Source organism: Thalassolituus pacificus, assembly GCF_025318105.1.
In the GTDB taxonomy this organism is placed as follows: Bacteria; Pseudomonadota; Gammaproteobacteria; order Pseudomonadales; family Oceanobacteraceae; genus Venatoribacter; species Venatoribacter pacificus.
Genome location: NZ_JAOANI010000014.1, coordinates 1 through 17,000 on the forward strand (window position 1 = coordinate 1; position 17,000 = coordinate 17,000).

The 17,000-nt window shown below is 52.3% G+C and carries 14 protein-coding genes; 11 read left to right on the plus strand and 3 right to left on the minus strand.

Annotated features, from left to right (window positions below; all coding sequences use genetic code 11):
• Positions 1 to 245: 245 nt before the first annotated feature.
• Positions 246 to 1,619 carry a DEAD/DEAH box helicase gene (locus NYR02_RS04750; RefSeq protein ID WP_260975251.1) on the plus strand — a complete coding sequence of 458 codons (1,374 nt, stop codon included), beginning with the start codon at positions 246 to 248 and terminating at the stop codon, positions 1,617 to 1,619.
• 73 nt (positions 1,620 to 1,692) lie between these two features.
• Here the strand turns inward: NYR02_RS04750 and NYR02_RS04755 are convergent, their stop codons facing one another.
• From NYR02_RS04755 to map, 3 genes are all read right to left on the minus strand, one after another.
• Positions 1,693 to 2,535 (minus strand): pirin family protein, encoded by an 843-nt coding sequence (locus NYR02_RS04755; RefSeq protein WP_260975252.1) that lies wholly within the window; start codon positions 2,533 to 2,535, stop codon positions 1,693 to 1,695.
• Between the two features lie 102 nt (positions 2,536 to 2,637).
• Positions 2,638 to 5,322, minus strand: coding sequence for a [protein-PII] uridylyltransferase (gene glnD / locus NYR02_RS04760; RefSeq protein WP_420864295.1), 2,685 nt, complete (start codon positions 5,320 to 5,322; stop codon positions 2,638 to 2,640).
• A 12-nt stretch (positions 5,323 to 5,334) separates the two neighbouring features.
• A complete protein-coding gene (gene map, locus NYR02_RS04765) occupies positions 5,335 to 6,114 on the minus strand; it encodes a type I methionyl aminopeptidase (protein WP_260975254.1) in 780 nt (259 codons plus the stop codon).
• A 407-nt stretch (positions 6,115 to 6,521) separates the two neighbouring features.
• Between map and rpsB the strand changes: the two genes are divergently transcribed.
• The 10 genes from rpsB to NYR02_RS04815 all read left to right on the plus strand — a co-directional run bounded on the left by rpsB (position 6,522) and on the right by NYR02_RS04815 (position 16,993).
• Positions 6,522 to 7,271: a 30S ribosomal protein S2 gene (gene rpsB / locus NYR02_RS04770; protein WP_260975255.1), complete on the plus strand. Its 750-nt coding sequence runs from the start codon at positions 6,522 to 6,524 to the stop codon at positions 7,269 to 7,271.
• 83 nt (positions 7,272 to 7,354) lie between these two features.
• Positions 7,355 to 8,209 (plus strand): translation elongation factor Ts, encoded by an 855-nt coding sequence (tsf, locus tag NYR02_RS04775; protein WP_260975256.1) that lies wholly within the window; start codon positions 7,355 to 7,357, stop codon positions 8,207 to 8,209.
• 226 nt (positions 8,210 to 8,435) lie between these two features.
• A complete protein-coding gene (gene pyrH, locus NYR02_RS04780; RefSeq protein ID WP_260975257.1) occupies positions 8,436 to 9,170 on the plus strand; it encodes a UMP kinase in 735 nt (244 codons plus the stop codon).
• Positions 9,171 to 9,172: 2 nt separating this feature from the next.
• Positions 9,173 to 9,730, plus strand: a complete 558-nt coding sequence (frr, locus tag NYR02_RS04785) for a ribosome recycling factor (RefSeq protein ID WP_260975258.1) — start codon at positions 9,173 to 9,175, stop codon at positions 9,728 to 9,730.
• A 13-nt stretch (positions 9,731 to 9,743) separates the two neighbouring features.
• Positions 9,744 to 10,511, plus strand: coding sequence for an isoprenyl transferase (locus NYR02_RS04790; protein ID WP_260975259.1), 768 nt, complete (start codon positions 9,744 to 9,746; stop codon positions 10,509 to 10,511).
• Positions 10,504 to 11,349 carry a phosphatidate cytidylyltransferase gene (locus tag NYR02_RS04795; protein ID WP_260975260.1) on the plus strand — a complete coding sequence of 282 codons (846 nt, stop codon included), beginning with the start codon at positions 10,504 to 10,506 and terminating at the stop codon, positions 11,347 to 11,349. Before NYR02_RS04790 ends, NYR02_RS04795 begins: the two co-directional genes overlap by 8 nt.
• Positions 11,346 to 12,539 (plus strand): 1-deoxy-D-xylulose-5-phosphate reductoisomerase, encoded by a 1,194-nt coding sequence (ispC, locus tag NYR02_RS04800; RefSeq protein WP_260975261.1) that lies wholly within the window; start codon positions 11,346 to 11,348, stop codon positions 12,537 to 12,539. Before NYR02_RS04795 ends, ispC begins: the two co-directional genes overlap by 4 nt.
• Positions 12,536 to 13,876, plus strand: coding sequence for an RIP metalloprotease RseP (gene rseP, locus NYR02_RS04805; RefSeq protein WP_260975262.1), 1,341 nt, complete (start codon positions 12,536 to 12,538; stop codon positions 13,874 to 13,876). Before ispC ends, rseP begins: the two co-directional genes overlap by 4 nt.
• A gap of 32 nt (positions 13,877 to 13,908) precedes the next feature.
• Positions 13,909 to 16,467, plus strand: coding sequence for an outer membrane protein assembly factor BamA (gene bamA / locus NYR02_RS04810; protein WP_260975263.1), 2,559 nt, complete (start codon positions 13,909 to 13,911; stop codon positions 16,465 to 16,467).
• Entirely contained in the window at positions 16,418 to 16,993 is a 576-nt protein-coding gene (locus NYR02_RS04815) for an OmpH/Skp family outer membrane protein (protein WP_260975264.1), read from the plus strand. The genes bamA and NYR02_RS04815 overlap by 50 nt, the downstream gene beginning before the upstream one ends.
• The last annotated feature ends 7 nt before the right edge of the window (positions 16,994 to 17,000 follow it).

A 17,000-nucleotide genomic window follows, 5' to 3' on the forward strand; every position in this document is an offset into this window, starting at 1 on the left:
GTGTGGGGCATCCCCATGTGAGAGTAGGTCATCGTCAAGCTCTTATTCTAAAACCCCAATCGCTATGCGGTTGGGGTTTTTTCATATGGGCACTTCCCTGTGCCAACCCTTCAGGCAGCTTCGCTGTGCGGAACAGCATCCTGCCGTTCAGTATTTGTCTGAATAAAATACCTGCAATAACTTAACCGGTGGTGATGCCGCGCTTTTGTTATACTGCAATTCAGTTGATACGTGAGAGTAATCCTTTGTTTGCCAATATCGAATTTAATGCCCGTCTGCTGACAGGCCTGGAACAGCTTAATATTTCTACCCCGACTGAAGTTCAGGAGCTGATGCTTCCTTTGGCATTGGCGGGAAAGGATGTTCAGGTTTGCGCAGAAACCGGTAGTGGTAAAACGCTGGCCTATCTGTTGCCTGTTATGGAATTGTTATTGAACAGAGCTGCAGCACCTAATGCGGCAACCCGTGCTCTGGTGATGGTGCCTACGCGGGAATTAGCTCGTCAGGTATTTAAGACGGCACAGCAGTTTGCCGATCTGACCCATTTGAATGTTGGTCTGCTAACCGGTGGCGACGAGTTCAAATACCAGGCTGCTGTGCTGCGCAAAAATCCGGAAATCATTATTTCTACCCCCGGACGTCTGGTCGATCATATTAAGCGTGGTTCCGCAGAGCTGAAAGATTTGGAATTCCTGATTCTGGACGAGGCTGACCGCATGCTCGATATGGGGTTTGCTGAAGACATGAATCTGGTGGTGTCTCACGCCAACAAAGAGCGTCAGACGTTTATGCTGTCGGCGACACTGCGTCATGAAGGTATTGGCCGTATTGCCCGTGCGATGTTGCGTGAGCCGGAAGTAATCACCACTCATACTGTGCAGGATCAGCATGAGTATATTCGCCAGCAACGCATTCTGGCGGACGATAATGCGCATAAAGATCGCTTGCTGGTCTGGTTGTTGGCCAATGAAACTTACGACAAAGCCATTATCTTTGTGAATAAGCGCATTGAAGTGCAGCGTCTGAACGAATTTCTGCGTCGTCATCGTAACGGTATTGCTATGTTGCATGGCGATATGACCCAGGACGAACGTAACTATGTGATGCAGTCTCTGCGTGAAGGTAAGCGCAATATTCTGATCGCCACCGATGTTGCTGCCCGTGGTCTGGATGTTGAAGGTATGGATCTGGTCATCAACTATGACCTGGCGCGTAAAGGCGATGAGTATGTTCATCGCATAGGTCGCACAGGTCGTGCAGGAAAAACCGGCCTGGCCATCAGCTTGATTGCTGCTCATGAATGGAATCTGAAAGCGTCCATTGAACGCTATTTACAGCAGTTGATGGAGTCACGTGAAATCCCTGAGCTGAAGGGTAATTATCGTGGTCCGAAAAAACTGAAGGCATCAGGTAAAGCGGCTGGAGCGAAGAAGAAGCCTAAGGCTGGTAAAAAAGCCGCCGCCGCAAAAGCTTCAGGCGCAAGGGCAGGCAGTAAAAATAGCTCAGAAAAGAAAAAACTGGGTCCACGCCCAAGTCGTCCAAAAAACACCGGAACATTAATGGATTCCGAAGGTTTTGCGCCGATTAAACGTAAAAAACCAGGCGCTGACAGCAACTGATACTGTTCTGAAAAACAAAAAAGGGCCATTGGCCCTTTTTTTGTTTTTAGCGATGCACTATGGGTATTCGGGCTCACTCGCGGCCAAAACGCCCGGCGTTGTAATCCTGAATGGCCTGTTCAATTTCGGCGACGCTGTTCATGACAAAGGGACCGTAATGAACCACTTTTTCACCAATGCTTTCACCGCTTAACAGCAGCAGTTTGGTGTCACTCTGTGCATTCAGAGTCAATTGTTCACCCTTGCTGAATACCAGTAACGACTTTTCTGGTGCCAGCGGTTGAGTTTGCAGTTGCCCCTGATAAACAAAGGCGACGATATTCTGCTGTACAGATGTCGGTAAGCTGAGATTGCTGCCTGCCGGTAATTCAATGTCCAGATAGCCCGCGCTTGCGGCCAGGTCATTCAGTGGCCCCTGAATGTTGTTGCCATCAATCTGCCATGGGCCTGCAATGACGCGTAGCTGGACGCCGTTTGTCAGTGTGACAGATGGAATCTCTGTCGCGCTGACATCACGGTATTTCGGCGGCTGCATTTTGTCTTTGGCCGGCAGATTAATCCAGAGTTGAAAGCCATGCAGTTGCTGCATCTCCCGTGCGGGCATTTCGCTGTGAATGATTCCGCGTCCTGCCGACATCCATTGGGCACCGCCGCTGTTAATCATGCCTTTATTTCCCATATGGTCGCGATGTTCGAGACTGCCAAGGCGCAGATACGTCAGTGTCTCCATGCCGCGATGAGGGTGTGGCGGAAAGCCGCCGATAAAATCATCCGGATTATCAGACAGTAACTCATCGATCATCAGGAAAGGGTCGGCGACAGGTTGATCAAACAACGCAACCCGGCGGATTTTTACACCGTCGCCATCAGATGTGGGGTGGCTGGGGATAATGTGCTGCAGGTGCCGTTCGTTCATCAGAAATCTCCTTGTTCACCTTTAACCGGTACTGTTATTGGAGATACTGTAGCGTGGCTTCAGTCGAAAAATGAGCGCTATTTTTCGACCGAACCCTTCGAATTATACGGCAGATTGGGCTTCGACCTGTTCTTCCAGACCGTGAATGATGGCATCCTGAAGTTTGTGGCATTGTGCGGCATCGGAAAATGGCTGGCCGTTGCTGTCGAGAATAAAGAAAATATCCGAGACCCGTTCGCCTTCGGTCAGAATTTTCGCTCCCTGCATCTGTGCGCCGAATTCGGCAAAAATAGCCCCCATGCGTGCCAGCAGGCCTGGCCGGTCGGCGGCAATCACCTCCAGTACCGTGCGCTGCATCACCGGGTCGTTGCTCATAGACACCTGAGTTTCTACCTGAAATTGCTTCAGCACTCTTGGTGTGCGGCGTTGAATAATGGTCGAATATTCTTCCGGGTGTGACAGCGCTTCAATCAGAGTTTCACGGATTTTTTCTATTCGCTGCGGATCGTCGATCGGTTCGTTATTTTCATCCAGAACAATGTAGGTATCGACCGCGTTATGTTCCTGCTCGGAAGTCATAATGCGGGCGTCCTGAATATTCAGGTTGAGCTGATCCAGTGTTGCGGTGGTGGCGGCAAATAAATTCAGCTGATCTTTCATGAAAATAAAGATCTGGGTTGCCCCTTCAAACTGACGGTCAGACGTCGGCCGGATGGATACCAGCGGTTTACCGCTGCTGCCATGAGCGTGAATTTCCAGCGTTTGCCAGACGATGTTATCGATGCCTTCGCGCAGGAAATAATCATCGCCGGGCTCACCCCAGATTTGCAGAATGCGTTCTTCGCTCAGACCTTTGGCCATCAGTTGACTGATCGATTCCTGCTGGATTTCTTCAATCCAATCTTCTTTATTGATCGGATTTCCGAGTCCGCGGCGCAGGGCTGCCTGAGTATTGCGGTACAGGTCGCGCATCTGTTCAGCACGCCAGCTGGTCCAGAGTTTCGGGTTGGTGCTGACAATGTCAGCAACAGAAATCAGGTACAGCAGATCAAGATGATTCTGATCGCCCATTTCCAGCGCAAACTGATGAATGTCATCCGGATTATTCAGATCCAGACGTTGTGACGCCTGTGACATAACCAGATGTGAGGCGCACAGCCAGGCCACCATGTGGCTGTCGGTGGGGCGTAAATTATGCTGGCGGCAGAACGCTGAGGCGATCTCACCGCCATTGGCGGTATGGTCACCTTCTATGCTTTTGCCGGTATCGTGCAGCAGGGCAGCCAGATACAGAATTTCTTTTTTCTGCACTTTGTGGATCAGGCGTGAGGCTATCGGGAAGCGTTCACGTACATCACCAAAACGCAGATGGCGCAGGAAGCGCATCATGCGGAAACTGTGTTCATCGACGGTGTAAATATGGAACAGGTCGTGTTCCATCATGCCGATAATATGACCGAACTCAGGGATATAACGGCCAAGGATGCCATAGCGCATCATGCGTAACAGCTCGCGTACCACGCGCGAGCGATTGCGCATCAGCTGCATAAAAATCTGGTTATTATCCGGGTTGCTGCGGTAGGCATCGTCAATCAGATTGCGGTGGTCACGCAGGGCACGGATGGTATCGGAGTGAATGCCTTTAGCCTGCGGTGTTTTCGCCATCAACAGAAATACGCGCAGTAACCAGTCCGGCTCGCGGGCGAATAAATCTTTATCGATTAATTGCAGGTAGCCATTACAGAGAACGAAGTATTCGTTCAGCGTTTCAATTTCATTGACCTTGTCGCATTTCATAAAATCTTCATTGAAATGCAGCAGTAGTAAATCGGACAACTCGGTTGTGGCCAGTTGATTACGGTAAAAACGCAGCATAAAGCGCTCAACGCCGAGCTGATTTTTATCATCGCTGAAGCCAAGCAGTTCGGCTATTTCGCGCTGCAGATCAAACAGCAGACGGTCTTCTTCACGACCGGCCAGCATGTGCAGGGCGTAGCGGACCTGCCAGAGAAAATGGCGGCTGCGTTCCAGGCGTTCAAATTCAAAGTTTGTCAGGAAGCCTTTGTCCTGAAGTGCCAGCAGGCTGCCCTGACCAAAATGACGCATCGTGACCCAGGTGATGGTCTGAATATCCCGCAGAGCACCCGGTGAATTTTTTACATTGGGCTCAAGATTGTATTCGGAGTCGTTGTGCTTGCGGTGGCGTGCCTGCACTTCCTGCCACTTGGCGGTAAAAAATGCCTGGGCAGGCCAGATTCTGTCGGCCGCAGTGGCTTCTTTCAGCTGCTGGTGCAACTGCGTGTCGCCAGCCAGTGTGCGGCTTTCCATCATATTGGTGATGATGGTGAGGTCTTTTTCCGCTTCACTGACACACTCATCCAGCGTACGGACGCTGTGGCCAACATCCAGTTTCAGATCCCACAGCAGGGTAATAAAGCCCTGCAGGGCATCACTGTTGGCGTTGATTGCATCTTCGTTGCGGGCCAGCAGCAGTACGTCGATATCGGAGTGAGGGTGAAGCTCGCCGCGACCGTAACCACCAACGGCCACGAGGGCGAGATCGGCGGCGGGCAACTGGCTGTTAAGCCACAGGCATTGCAGTATCTGGTCGATCAGCCGGGCGCGCAGGGGGATCAGAGTGCTGGCGTCCAGTGTGGCGCGGAAGTAAGCATGAGCCTCTTCCTGAATGCGTTTCAGCAGGGGTTTAACCACCGGCAGCGGTGAAACCGCCGCCTGCAGATCCGCCAATAACTGCTGCGAGTCGATCGAGGGTAACGCAGGCGCCACGGCATCCATCCGTTATTGCCCGAACCGGGTTTCTTCCTGGCGACGGGTCAGCACTTCTGCGCCTGTCTCTGTCACCAGAATGGTGTGCTCCCATTGCGCGGAAGGTTTGCGGTCTTTGGTGACCACGGTCCAGCCGTCTTTCATCAGCTTATTAAAGCGCGTGCCCTGGTTGATCATCGGCTCGATGGTAAAGATCATGCCGGCTTGTAGCTCCAGTCCGGTGCCTGGGCGACCGTAATGCAGTACCTGCGGATCTTCATGGAAGACCGTACCGATACCATGGCCGCAATATTCGCGTACCACTGAATAGTGATTGCTTTCGGCGTGCTGTTGAATCACATGACCGATATCACCGAGGCGGGCGCCGGGTTTGACCAGATCAATGCCGAGATACAGGCACTCCTGGGTGATCTCTACCAGACGTTGGTTGGCCGGACTGCCCTCGCCAACAAAGAACATCTTACTGGTATCGCCGTGATAACCGTCTTTGATCACGGTGATGTCGATATTGATGATGTCGCCTTTCTTCAGGATTTTGTCATCACTCGGAATACCGTGGCAGATCACCTGATTGATCGAGGTACAGATCGATTTAGGAAAACCACGGTAGTTAAGCGGTGCGGGAATGGCCTGCTGAACATTCACAATGTAGTCATGGCAGATGCGGTCGAGCTCACCGGTGGATACACCGGGATTGACGTAAGGGCCGATCATTTCCAGTACTTCGGCGGCCAGACGTCCGGCAATACGCATTTTCTCGATGTCCTCAGCGGACTTGATGATGACACTCATAGGGAGATTTTTTACCTGTTCATCAGACTTGGATAGGCAACCATTGTACTGGTTGTCGGCAGCGGCGTGAACCAATGGTCGTCATAGCGACAATCAATGATGGCTGCCGCCATGAAATGGCAGGCTGATTTGCGTGCGTTTTTCACCCGTTGCTGGTTGATCCGCACTGTTGCGGCTTGTTGCCTGGGGGGAGGGGGGCGCCATTGACGTACCGTTTAGTACTGGTGTTGGATGGCTGAAAGTGGTATAAAGCGCCCGCGAAAAATCGCCGTGAAACGGACTGATCCGTTCCATGTAAATGACACACACGTATCACAACGTTGATCCGGGGTGCCCCGCCAGTGACTGGTGAGGGTCGGAGAAGCGGGTACGTGGAGGCCTAACCCAACTTAATTAAGGTAGTTATCATGGCACAAGTAAGCATGCGTGACCTGCTGAAAGCAGGCGTACACTTCGGTCACCAGACCCGTTACTGGAATCCGAAAATGGGCAAATACATTTTCGGTGCGCGTAACAAGATTCACATCATCAACCTGGAGCACACCGTTCCGGCGCTGAACGACGCGCTGAAGCTGGTTGAGTCTATGGCTGCCCGTAACAACAAAGTTCTCTTTGTTGGTACCAAGCGCGCTGCAGGTAAGATCATGAAAGAGCAGGCTGAGCGTTCAAGCATGCCTTTCGTCGCACACCGCTGGTTAGGCGGTATGCTGACCAACTACAAAACCATCCGTCAGTCTATCAAGCGTCTGCGTGACCTCGAAGCGCAACAAAACGATGGTACTTTCGAACAGCTGACCAAAAAAGAAGCTCTGATGCGTACCCGTGAAATGGAGAAGCTGGAGCGTTCTATCGGTGGTATCAAGGAAATGGGCGGTCTGCCGGACGTACTGTTCGTGATCGACGTTGACCATGAGCGCATCGCGGTTCAGGAAGCCAACAAACTGGGTATCCCGGTTATTGGTGTGGTTGATACCAACTCTAACCCTGACGGTATCGATTACGTTATCCCAGGTAACGACGATGCTATCCGTGCTATCCAGATCTACGCTTCTGCCATCGCAGACGCCGTACTGGAAGGCAAGCAGCAAAATGGTGTGGCTGCAGACGAATTCGTCGAAGTAGCAGCAGAAGCGCCTGCACAGGAAGCGGCTGAGTAATCTCAGACGCTCGGAAAAAGGGGGCTTGCCCCCTTTTTTTTAGGTGCAATTTACTGACAAGTTAACTGAAGAGGATTACACACATGGCAAATATTTCTGCTGCTCAGGTTAAAGAACTGCGTGAACGTACCGGTCTGGGCATGATGGAGTGCAAAAAAGCACTGGTTGAAACCGACGGTGATATCGAGCTGGCGATTGAAAACCTGCGTAAAAACTCCGGTCTGAAAGCAGCTAAAAAAGCTGACCGTACGGCTGCCGAAGGCAAAATTCGTGTGATCGTGAATGCGGGTGTTGCGGTTGCTGTTGAAGTGAACTCTGAAACTGACTTCGCTGCCGGTGATGCAAACTTCAATGCATTCGCTGACAAGGTTGTAGCTAAACTGGCTGAAACCAAAGAAGTTGATGTTGCCAAGCTGATGGACGGAGATCTGGAAGAAGCCCGTATGGCTCTGGTTCAGAAAATCGGTGAAAACATTACGGTGCGTCGTCCGGCAGTTATTGAAGCGGCTACTGTGGGTGCTTATGTTCACTCCAATGGCAAAATCGCTTGTATCGTTGCCATGAACGGTGGCGATGAAGAGCTGGCTAAAGACATCGCAATGCATGTAACGGCGGCTAACCCACGTGTTGTGCGCGCTGAAGACATGCCTGCTGAAGTTGTTGAGAAAGAAAAAGAAATCATCAAGGCGCAGCCAGATATGGCTGGTAAGCCAGACGAAATCGTCGAAAAAATGATGGTTGGCCGTATCAATAAGTTCCTGAAAGAAAACAGCCTGCTGGATCAGCCGTTCGTTAAGAACCCTGAACAGACTATCGCTCAGCTGGCGAAAGCGGCCGGTGCTGAAGTGATCTCCTTCCTGCGTCTGGAAGTGGGTGAAGGCATTGAAGTTGAAAAAGTAGACTTCGCTGCTGAAGTTGCTGCACAGCTGAAAGGCTGATAAAGCACACAGGGTAGGATAACCAGCGGTTGAATACCCTTTAATATGCCGGGCTCGCCCGGCATATTTGTATTTATCACCAAGGCAACTAACGCTATTGTCTGGTGTCTGCTGATACGCAGAGTATTGGCGCGGTGATTCACCGCAAGGCGGGGTGCCCATCCCGTAACGCAACAGCCAGGCGGGTCTGTCTGTTGTCGAGTTTAATATCTATCTGGAGATCTCCATGGCCGAGCACAAAAGTCCCAAATACAAACGCATTCTGCTGAAACTCAGTGGTGAGGCCCTGATGGGCGATATGGATTTTGGTATTGATCCCAAAGTTCTCGATCGTATGGCGCTCGAAATCGGCCAGTTGCGTGGTATTGGTGTACAGATCGGCCTGGTTATTGGCGGTGGCAACCTGTTTCGTGGCAAAGCACTGAGCGAAGCCGGGCTGGACCGTGTTGCCGGAGATCATATGGGCATGCTGGCAACGGTAATGAACGCGCTGGCCATGCGCGACGCTCTTGAGCGTGCCAATATGCCAACCCGTGTCATGTCTGCGATCCCGATGAGTGGCGTTGTGGATCATTATGATCGTCGCAGCGCTATCCGTGCACTGGAAGGCGGCGATGTGGTGATCTTCTCGGCCGGTACCGGTAACCCGTTTTTTACGACCGATTCGGCGGCCTGTCTGCGTGGTATCGAAATTAATGCCGATGTTGTTCTGAAGGCAACCAACGTCGATGGTGTGTATACTGCCGACCCGAAGAAAGACCCTAATGCCGAAAAATACGACTGCCTGACTTATCAGGAAGTATTGGAAAAGCAGTTGGGTGTTATGGATTTAACTGCGATCTGTCTTGCCCGTGACCATAACATGCCACTGCGTGTTTATGATATGAATGAGCCCGGAGTGCTGGCCCGCCTGATGACCGGTGGCGATGACGGCACCCTGATCGTGAGTGAGGAAAAATAACGATGGTAAACGATATTAAAAAAGACGCTGAAGAGCGTATGGATAAAAGTCTTCAGGCCATGCTGGAGTCTTTCAAAAAAATCCGTACCGGGCGTGCAAGTCCCTCTATTCTGGATGGCGTAATGGTGGATTACTACGGTACACCAACCGCGATTTCTCAGGTGGCCAACATCATTGTGGAAGATGGCCGCAGTCTGGCGATTAACCCATGGGAAAAGAACCTGGTTCCTCTGATTGAACGTGCGATTCTGAAATCCGACCTGGGTCTGAACCCGGCGACCAACGGCGACACCATTCGCCTGCCGATGCCGGCGCTGACCGAAGAAACCCGTAAAACGTACATTAAGCAAGCCCGCTCTGAAGCAGAAAAAGGCCGCGTTGCGATTCGCAACATCCGTCGCGATGCCAACGGTAAAGCCAAAGACCTGCTGAAAGAAAAACTGATCTCTGAAGACGAGCTGCGCGGCAGTGACGATCAGATTCAGAAGCTGACCGATAAGTTTATTGCCGACGTGGATGCCGCACTGGCAACCAAAGAAAAAGACCTGATGCAGGTTTAAACCGGCACATTTTATGTCAACCAGTATTGATGATATGCAGGCCGTTCAGGGCCAGGTGCCACGCCATGTTGCCATTATTATGGATGGCAACAACCGCTGGGCTAAACGCCGTTTTATGCCCGGAGTGGCCGGCCACAAAGCTGGCGTCGATGCCGTGCGCGCAGTGGTGGAAACCTCTGCGCGTTCTGGTGTTCAGGTACTGACATTATTCGCCTTCAGCAGTGAAAACTGGCGTCGGCCGGCGAATGAAGTCAGTGCCCTGATGCAGCTGTTTGTGGTGGCACTGGAACGGGAAGTCAGAAAGCTGCATCGCAATAATATCCGCTTGCGGGTGATGGGCGATCTGCAGGGCTTTTCCGCCAAAATTCAGCAATTGATTGCTGATGCCGAAGCGCTGACCGCGGGTAACGACGCAATGACGCTGGTGATTGCCGCGAATTACGGCGGCCAGTGGGATATTGCTCAGGCAGCCCGCCGTGTTGCCCAGGACGTGCAGGACGGCAAGTTACAGCCACAGGATATCGATGAGCAGGTTTTTCATCGTTACACCTGGCTGAGTGATTTACCGGCACCGGATCTGTTGATCCGGACGGGCGGAGAGCAGCGCATCAGCAATTTTATGCTGTGGCAGACCGCCTATTCGGAATATTACTTTTCCGATGCCTTCTGGCCCGACTTCAAACAAGAAGAATATCAAAAAGCGTTGATTGCGTTTGCAGACCGGGTAAGACGGTTTGGCCGCACGGACGACCAGTTAGAGGAAGTGAAACAAGGTGTTTAAGGAACGCGTACTGACAGCGCTGGTGCTGGCCCCCCTGATGATCATCGGCATTTTTTTCCTGCCGCTGAAAGAATTCGCAATTTTTATTGCTGCTATTGCCACCATTGGCGCCTGGGAATGGGCAAATATTGCCGGTTACCAGCGTAACTGGAGCCGTATAGCCTATGCGTTGGTGGTGTTTGTCTGCCTCTACATCAGCGCCCGCATCCTGAAAATGTACCCCGAATATTTGCTCGGCTTCCTCGCGGTTGGTACCGCCTGGTGGGTTGTAGCCTTTGCCTTGGTGAAGCGCTATCCGGGAGGAACGGATCTCTGGGCTGCGCGCCCGATTCGCGCCCTGTTAGGTTTGTGCGTACTGGTGCCTATGTGGGTAGGTTTCATGCATCTGAAAACCCAGCCGCACAGCTCTCTGCTGATCGTCTACGTGATGCTGATTGTCTGGGGCGCTGATACCGGCGCTTATTTCTCCGGTAAAAAATGGGGGGACACGAAACTGGCGCCTCATGTCAGTCCGGGTAAATCCTGGGCGGGCTTCTGGGGCGGTTTGGCCACCACCTTACTGATTGCCCTGGTATTTGGTGCTTGCGTTCATACCTGGGTTCAGCCAATGGATCTGCATGACGCCTGGCGTCTGCTGGCCATTACCGTCATCACCATGGTGATCTCGGTATTGGGCGATCTGGTGGAAAGCATGATGAAGCGTCATCGTGGTATCAAAGACAGTTCCTCGTTATTGCCGGGTCATGGAGGTGTGCTGGATCGCATCGACAGCATGGCGGCGGCGGTTCCTGTATTTGCCTTCTTTATGCTGATTCTGGACTGGGGTCTGGTTGCATGATCCAGACCCTGACCGTGCTTGGGGCCTCGGGTTCGATTGGCCAGAGCACGCTCGATGTTGTCCGCAGACATCCTGATCGTTACCGCATTTTTGCCTTAAGTGCTGCCCGCAGTGTGGCGCGCATGCGTGACGATATTGTCGAATTTTCACCGCGCTTTGCGGTGATGACCGAAGCGCAGGCCGCCGCAGATCTGCAGGCGGCTTTACCTGACCACTGCACCACCGAAGTGTTGGCGGGGAGCGAAGCGTTAAGCATGATCGCTGCCCATAATGACGTGGATGCGGTGATGGCGGCCATTGTCGGCGCTGCGGGTTTGTTACCCACACTGGCGGCGGCAGAGGCGGGTAAGCGCGTGCTGCTGGCCAACAAAGAAAGTCTGGTGATGGCCGGGCCATTATTTATGCAGGCGGTTCGCACTGGCGGAGCCACTTTGCTACCGATCGACAGTGAGCACAATGCTATTTTTCAGGCGTTGCCGCATAACTATGACGGTGATTTTGCCGCTCACGGTATCAGCAAAATTCTGCTGACGGCATCCGGCGGTCCTTTCCGTGGTTGCAGCGCGGCAGAGCTGGAAAAGGTTACGCCGGCGCAGGCGGTGGCTCATCCCAACTGGTCAATGGGACAGAAAATTTCCGTCGATTCCGCCACGCTGATGAATAAAGGTCTGGAGCTGATTGAAGCCTGCTTTCTGTTCAATTGCGCACCGGATGATATTCAGGTGGTGGTGCATCCACAGAGCGTTATTCATTCCATGGTGCAGTATTGCGATGGTTCGGTGATTGCGCAATTAGGCCAGCCGGATATGCGCACCCCGATCGCTTATGGTCTGGCGTGGCCGCAGCGTATTGATGCCGGTGTGCAGTCGCTGGATCTGTTCAGCATTGCCCGCCTTGATTTTACCCCACCGGATGAAACAACCTTTCCTTGTCTGGCGCTGGCTAAGCAAGCTTTTAATGCCGGTGGCACCATGCCGGCGGTGCTGAATGCCGCCAACGAGATTGCGGTTGAGGCTTTCCTGCGGGAACAAATAGCGTTCAGTTTTATTCCAACGCTGATCGCCCGGGTGATGGCCCTGCATGAGGTGCGGCCTATTCAGCATCTGGCGGATGTTATGGCGGCTGATCAATGGGCGCGGGACTGTGCACTGGCGCAGCCTGAAACCGGGCACGAGAGGGTAAACCTGTGACCTTACTGTATTTCATTATTGCCATTAGTTTGCTGGTGGTGATTCATGAGTTTGGCCACTTTTGGGTGGCTCGCCGCTGCGGTGTTCAGGTGCTGCGTTTTTCCGTTGGTTTTGGCAAACCGTTCTGGTCCTTTACCGATAAGCTCGGCACGGAATACGCCATCGCGCCGATTCCGCTGGGCGGCTACGTTAAAATGCTGGACGAACGCGAAGCCCCGGTGCCGGAGCATTTACTTGATCAGGCCTTTAACCGTAAATCCCCTTGGGCGCGTATTGCCATTGCTTCGGCGGGCCCGGTTGCCAACTTTATTTTTGCCTTACTGGCGTACTGGCTGCTGTTTGTCTCTGGCACCAGCGGTGTTGTACCGGTGGTCGGTACGGTCGCTGACGACTCTGTGGCGGCGGTTGCCGGTGTGCGCAGTGGCGATGAAATTGTGGCCATTAACGATCATGACACCACAACCTGGCAGGAAGTCAGCTGGCAGTTGGTGGGCTTTCTGGGGGAAGACGCCGATATCCGCATGACGCTGAAAGGCGCAGACGGTACTCAGCGCTCAACCCAATTGCAGTTGCAGGATTGGCTGGCGCATCAGGAAGTGCCGGACCCGCTGTCCGGGTTAGGCATTGAGCCACGTCGTCTGGACGTACCGGCGGTTGTCGGAGAAGTTCAGCCGGGTGGAGCGGCCGCGGCCGCCGGGTTGCAGGCAGGCGACCGGGTTGTTGCGGTTAATGGTACTGACATTGCCGACTGGTATGACTGGGTAGAGCATGTCCGTGCCGCCGCCGGGGTTGAGCAGCTTTTGACGCTGGAACGTGACGGTGAATGGATAAATGTTGTCCTGACCCCAGGCAGTAAGACACTGGATGATGGCTCGGTGATTGGTTACGTCGGTGCCGGAGTGGTCGCGCCCGAGATACCGGAAGGTTGGTTGCGTACCAGTCATGCCGGTATTTTTCAGGGGTTGTGGCTCAGCGTGAACAAAACCACCGATCTGATTGTCTTTACCCTGGATTCCCTGTGGAAGATGCTGCTGGGCGATGTGTCGGTAAAGAACTTGAGTGGGCCTATCACCATTGCTAAAGTAGCCGGCGCTTCGGCCTCGGGAGGGCTGGAAGCCTTTATCGGATTTTTGGCCTTGTTGAGTATTTCTCTCGGCGTGCTGAATTTATTGCCCGTGCCTATGTTGGACGGCGGGCATATCCTGTTTTACCTCGTTGAGGTAGTACGCGGCAGACCTCTGCCAGAACGTGTTCAGATCATTGCCGTGCAGCTCGGTTTATTCCTGCTGCTGAGCCTGATGCTGGTTGCTTTTTACAACGATATAAGTCGGCTGTAGTTAATGGCCGAGTTGCTTGGATAACTATTTACATGCGTTCTTTGCTGTTTACGCTTTTCCTGGGGTTACTGTCCTCCACCGTCCGCGCCGAATCCTTTGTCGTTGAAGATATCCGCCTTGAAGGTTTGCAGCGGGTGTCTGCCGGTACAGTATTTGAGGCTTTTCCGGTGAACGTTGGCGATCAGGTGGATTCCTCGCGCCTGGTCACGGCTTCCAAGCGCTTATTCAAATCCGCTTTGTTTAACGATGTGCAATTGCTGCGTGACGGTAACATTCTGATTGTGCAGGTGGTTGAACTACCCACTATTACCGGCATTGAAATTGACGGTAACAAAGCCATTCAGACCGACATGCTGCTCGATGGCCTGAAACAGTCGGGTCTGGCTGAAGGTCTGGTGTTTAAACGCTCCACACTGGAGCGTATCTCGCTGGAACTGGAACGTCAGTATGTGGCTCAGGGGCGTTATGATGCCGGCATCGAAACCGAAGTGGTGCGCCTGCCACGTAACCGTGTATCGCTGAAAATCCATGTAGAAGAAGGCAGTATTGCCACCATCGAACACATCAACATTGTCGGCAACGAAGCCTTCAGTGATGACGAGCTGCTCAAGCAGTTCCAGCTGCAGACCAGTAACTTCTGGTCCTGGTACTCCAGTGATAACAAATACAGCCGTGAAAAGTTATCCGGCGATCTGGAAAAACTGCGCTCTTACTATCTCGACCGTGGTTATATCCGCTTCAATATTGAATCCACTCAGGTATCGGTGTCCCCGGATAAAGAAGGGGTCTACATCACCGTCAACGTCACCGAAGGGGATGTGTACTCGGTTAAAGACATTAAAATGGCCGGTAATCTGGTGCTGGACGAAGCTGAATTTACCCGCCTGTACCTGATCAAAAGCGGCGATACCTTCTCCCGTCAGTTAGTCACGTATTCCAGCGATCTGATGTCCAAACGCTTGGGCAACGATGGTTATACTTTTGCCAAAGTTGATGGCATTCCGAAAATTCATGATGATGAGAAAACCGTCGATCTGACCTTCTTTGTTGAACCGGGCAAACGTACTTACGTGCGTCGCATTAACTTTACCGGTAACGAAGGCACTAAAGACGAAGTGCTGCGTCGTGAAATGCTGCAGATGGAAGGTGGCTGGGCCTCAACCGATAAAATTGATGCCGGTAAAAACCGTCTGAATCAACTCGGCTTCTTCAAAACCGTCAACGTCGAGACCCCTGCGGTTCCGGGTTCCGACGATCTGATCGATGTGAATTACAACGTTGAAGAACAGCTCAGCGGCAGCCTGAATTTTAACATCGGTTACGCCGGTGGCAGCGGTATGATTCTGGGGGCCAGTGTCAGTCAGAATAACTTCTTCGGCACCGGTAACCGTATGTCGCTTGGTGTGCAGAAAAACAACACCGTGCAGTCGTATAACTTCTCCTACCTGAATCCGTATTACACCATCGACGGTGTAAGCCGTGGTTTTAATCTGTTTTACCGTAAAACGGATTACGCCAGCCTGAATACCGTCAGCGATTACCAGACCAATACCAAAGGCGGTAATGTGACCTTTGGCTATCCGATTTCCAGCCGTCAGCGTTTGTCCTTCTCGGTCGGTTTTGCCAACACCGAAATGTTTGAAGGCACCACCGTACCGGCGGAGATTGTCGACTTCATTGATAATGAAGGCGATAACTTCGACGAATACACACTGGGCCTGAACTGGCGTTATAACAACCTGAACCGGGGTCTGTTCCCAACGGCAGGTACTGAACACAAGCTGTCTGCGGATGTGTCGGTACCGGGCAGTGATCTGACGTACTTTAAACTGGGTTACACCGCTAACTATTACTTCCCGATTGCTGAAGAATGGGCGCTGCGCCTGCGTACTGATCTGGGTTACGGCGATGGCTTCGGCGATCTTGAGCGCCTGCCGTTCTTCAAGAACTTCCGTTCCGGTGGTATCGGTTCGGTGCGTGGTTACCGCTCCAACAGTCTCGGGCCTAAAGGTCTGCCGGAATACGCGCCAGTCAGCGTGGTACAGACCGATGCCGATGGCAACGTAGTGTACGAAACTGATGATCTCGGTCGCCCGGTGGTGGATAACTCTGCACCAACGGTGGTGTACAAAACCGACGAAGACGGCGCTGCAGTATTGGTCAGCAACAGCAATCAATACAAACCGAAATACGAAACCAACAGCGATGGCTCCGTTGTCACCGCGCCTTACTACCTCGAAAGTGAACGTGCTCTGGGCGGCAACGTCCTGGCCGAAGCCAGTTTCGAGCTGATTTTCCCGCTGCCTTTCATTGAGGATCGCCGCTCGGTACGCAGTGTTCTGTTCTTTGATGCGGGGAATGCATTCACCAGTGAATGCTATGTGCCTTATGATGCCGATGTTCCGACACTCACCAAACACCCTTATTGTAATGAGGGTATTGATCTGGCTGAGATTCGTCTGAGCACCGGGGTAGGGCTGACCTGGATCACAGCGATCGGACCTCTGACCTTTACTTACTCGGTGCCACTGAACGAAAAACGTGGTGACCGTACTGAAGGATTCGAGTTCTCCCTGGGACAGGTTTTCTGATTGTAACGACAAAATAAATAAGGAGTCTGGGATGCGTTGGTTTATTGGGGTATTAGCGGCACTGTGTGTTCAGGTTGCAGCAGCAGAAACAACTAATGTCGGCGTTGTTGATATGGAGCGTGCATTGTTCCTGTCCGATGCGGCAAAAGTATCGGTTAAGCAGTTTGAAGTGGACAATAAAGCCGATATCGAAAAGCTGAAAGGTCTGGAAAAAGACCTGCTGGCCCTGAAAGAAAAGACTGAAAAAGACGGCGATGTGATGAGCGATGACGAGCGTCGCAAGCTGGCAAACGATTACGAACAGAAATCGACTGAGTACAAATTTTACGGGCGTAAGCTGCAGCAACTTGAGCAAAAATGGAAGCGCGAATTTTTCCAAACACAGTTGCCTCAACTTGAAAAGTTGCTTAAAGCAATCATCGATGAGGGCGGTTATGATGTGGTGCTTCAGTCCGGTGCGGTGATTTACTCTTCACCAAAAACGGATCTGACCAAGTTGTTGTTGGAACGCTTGAACGCCAAATAAGCGATTT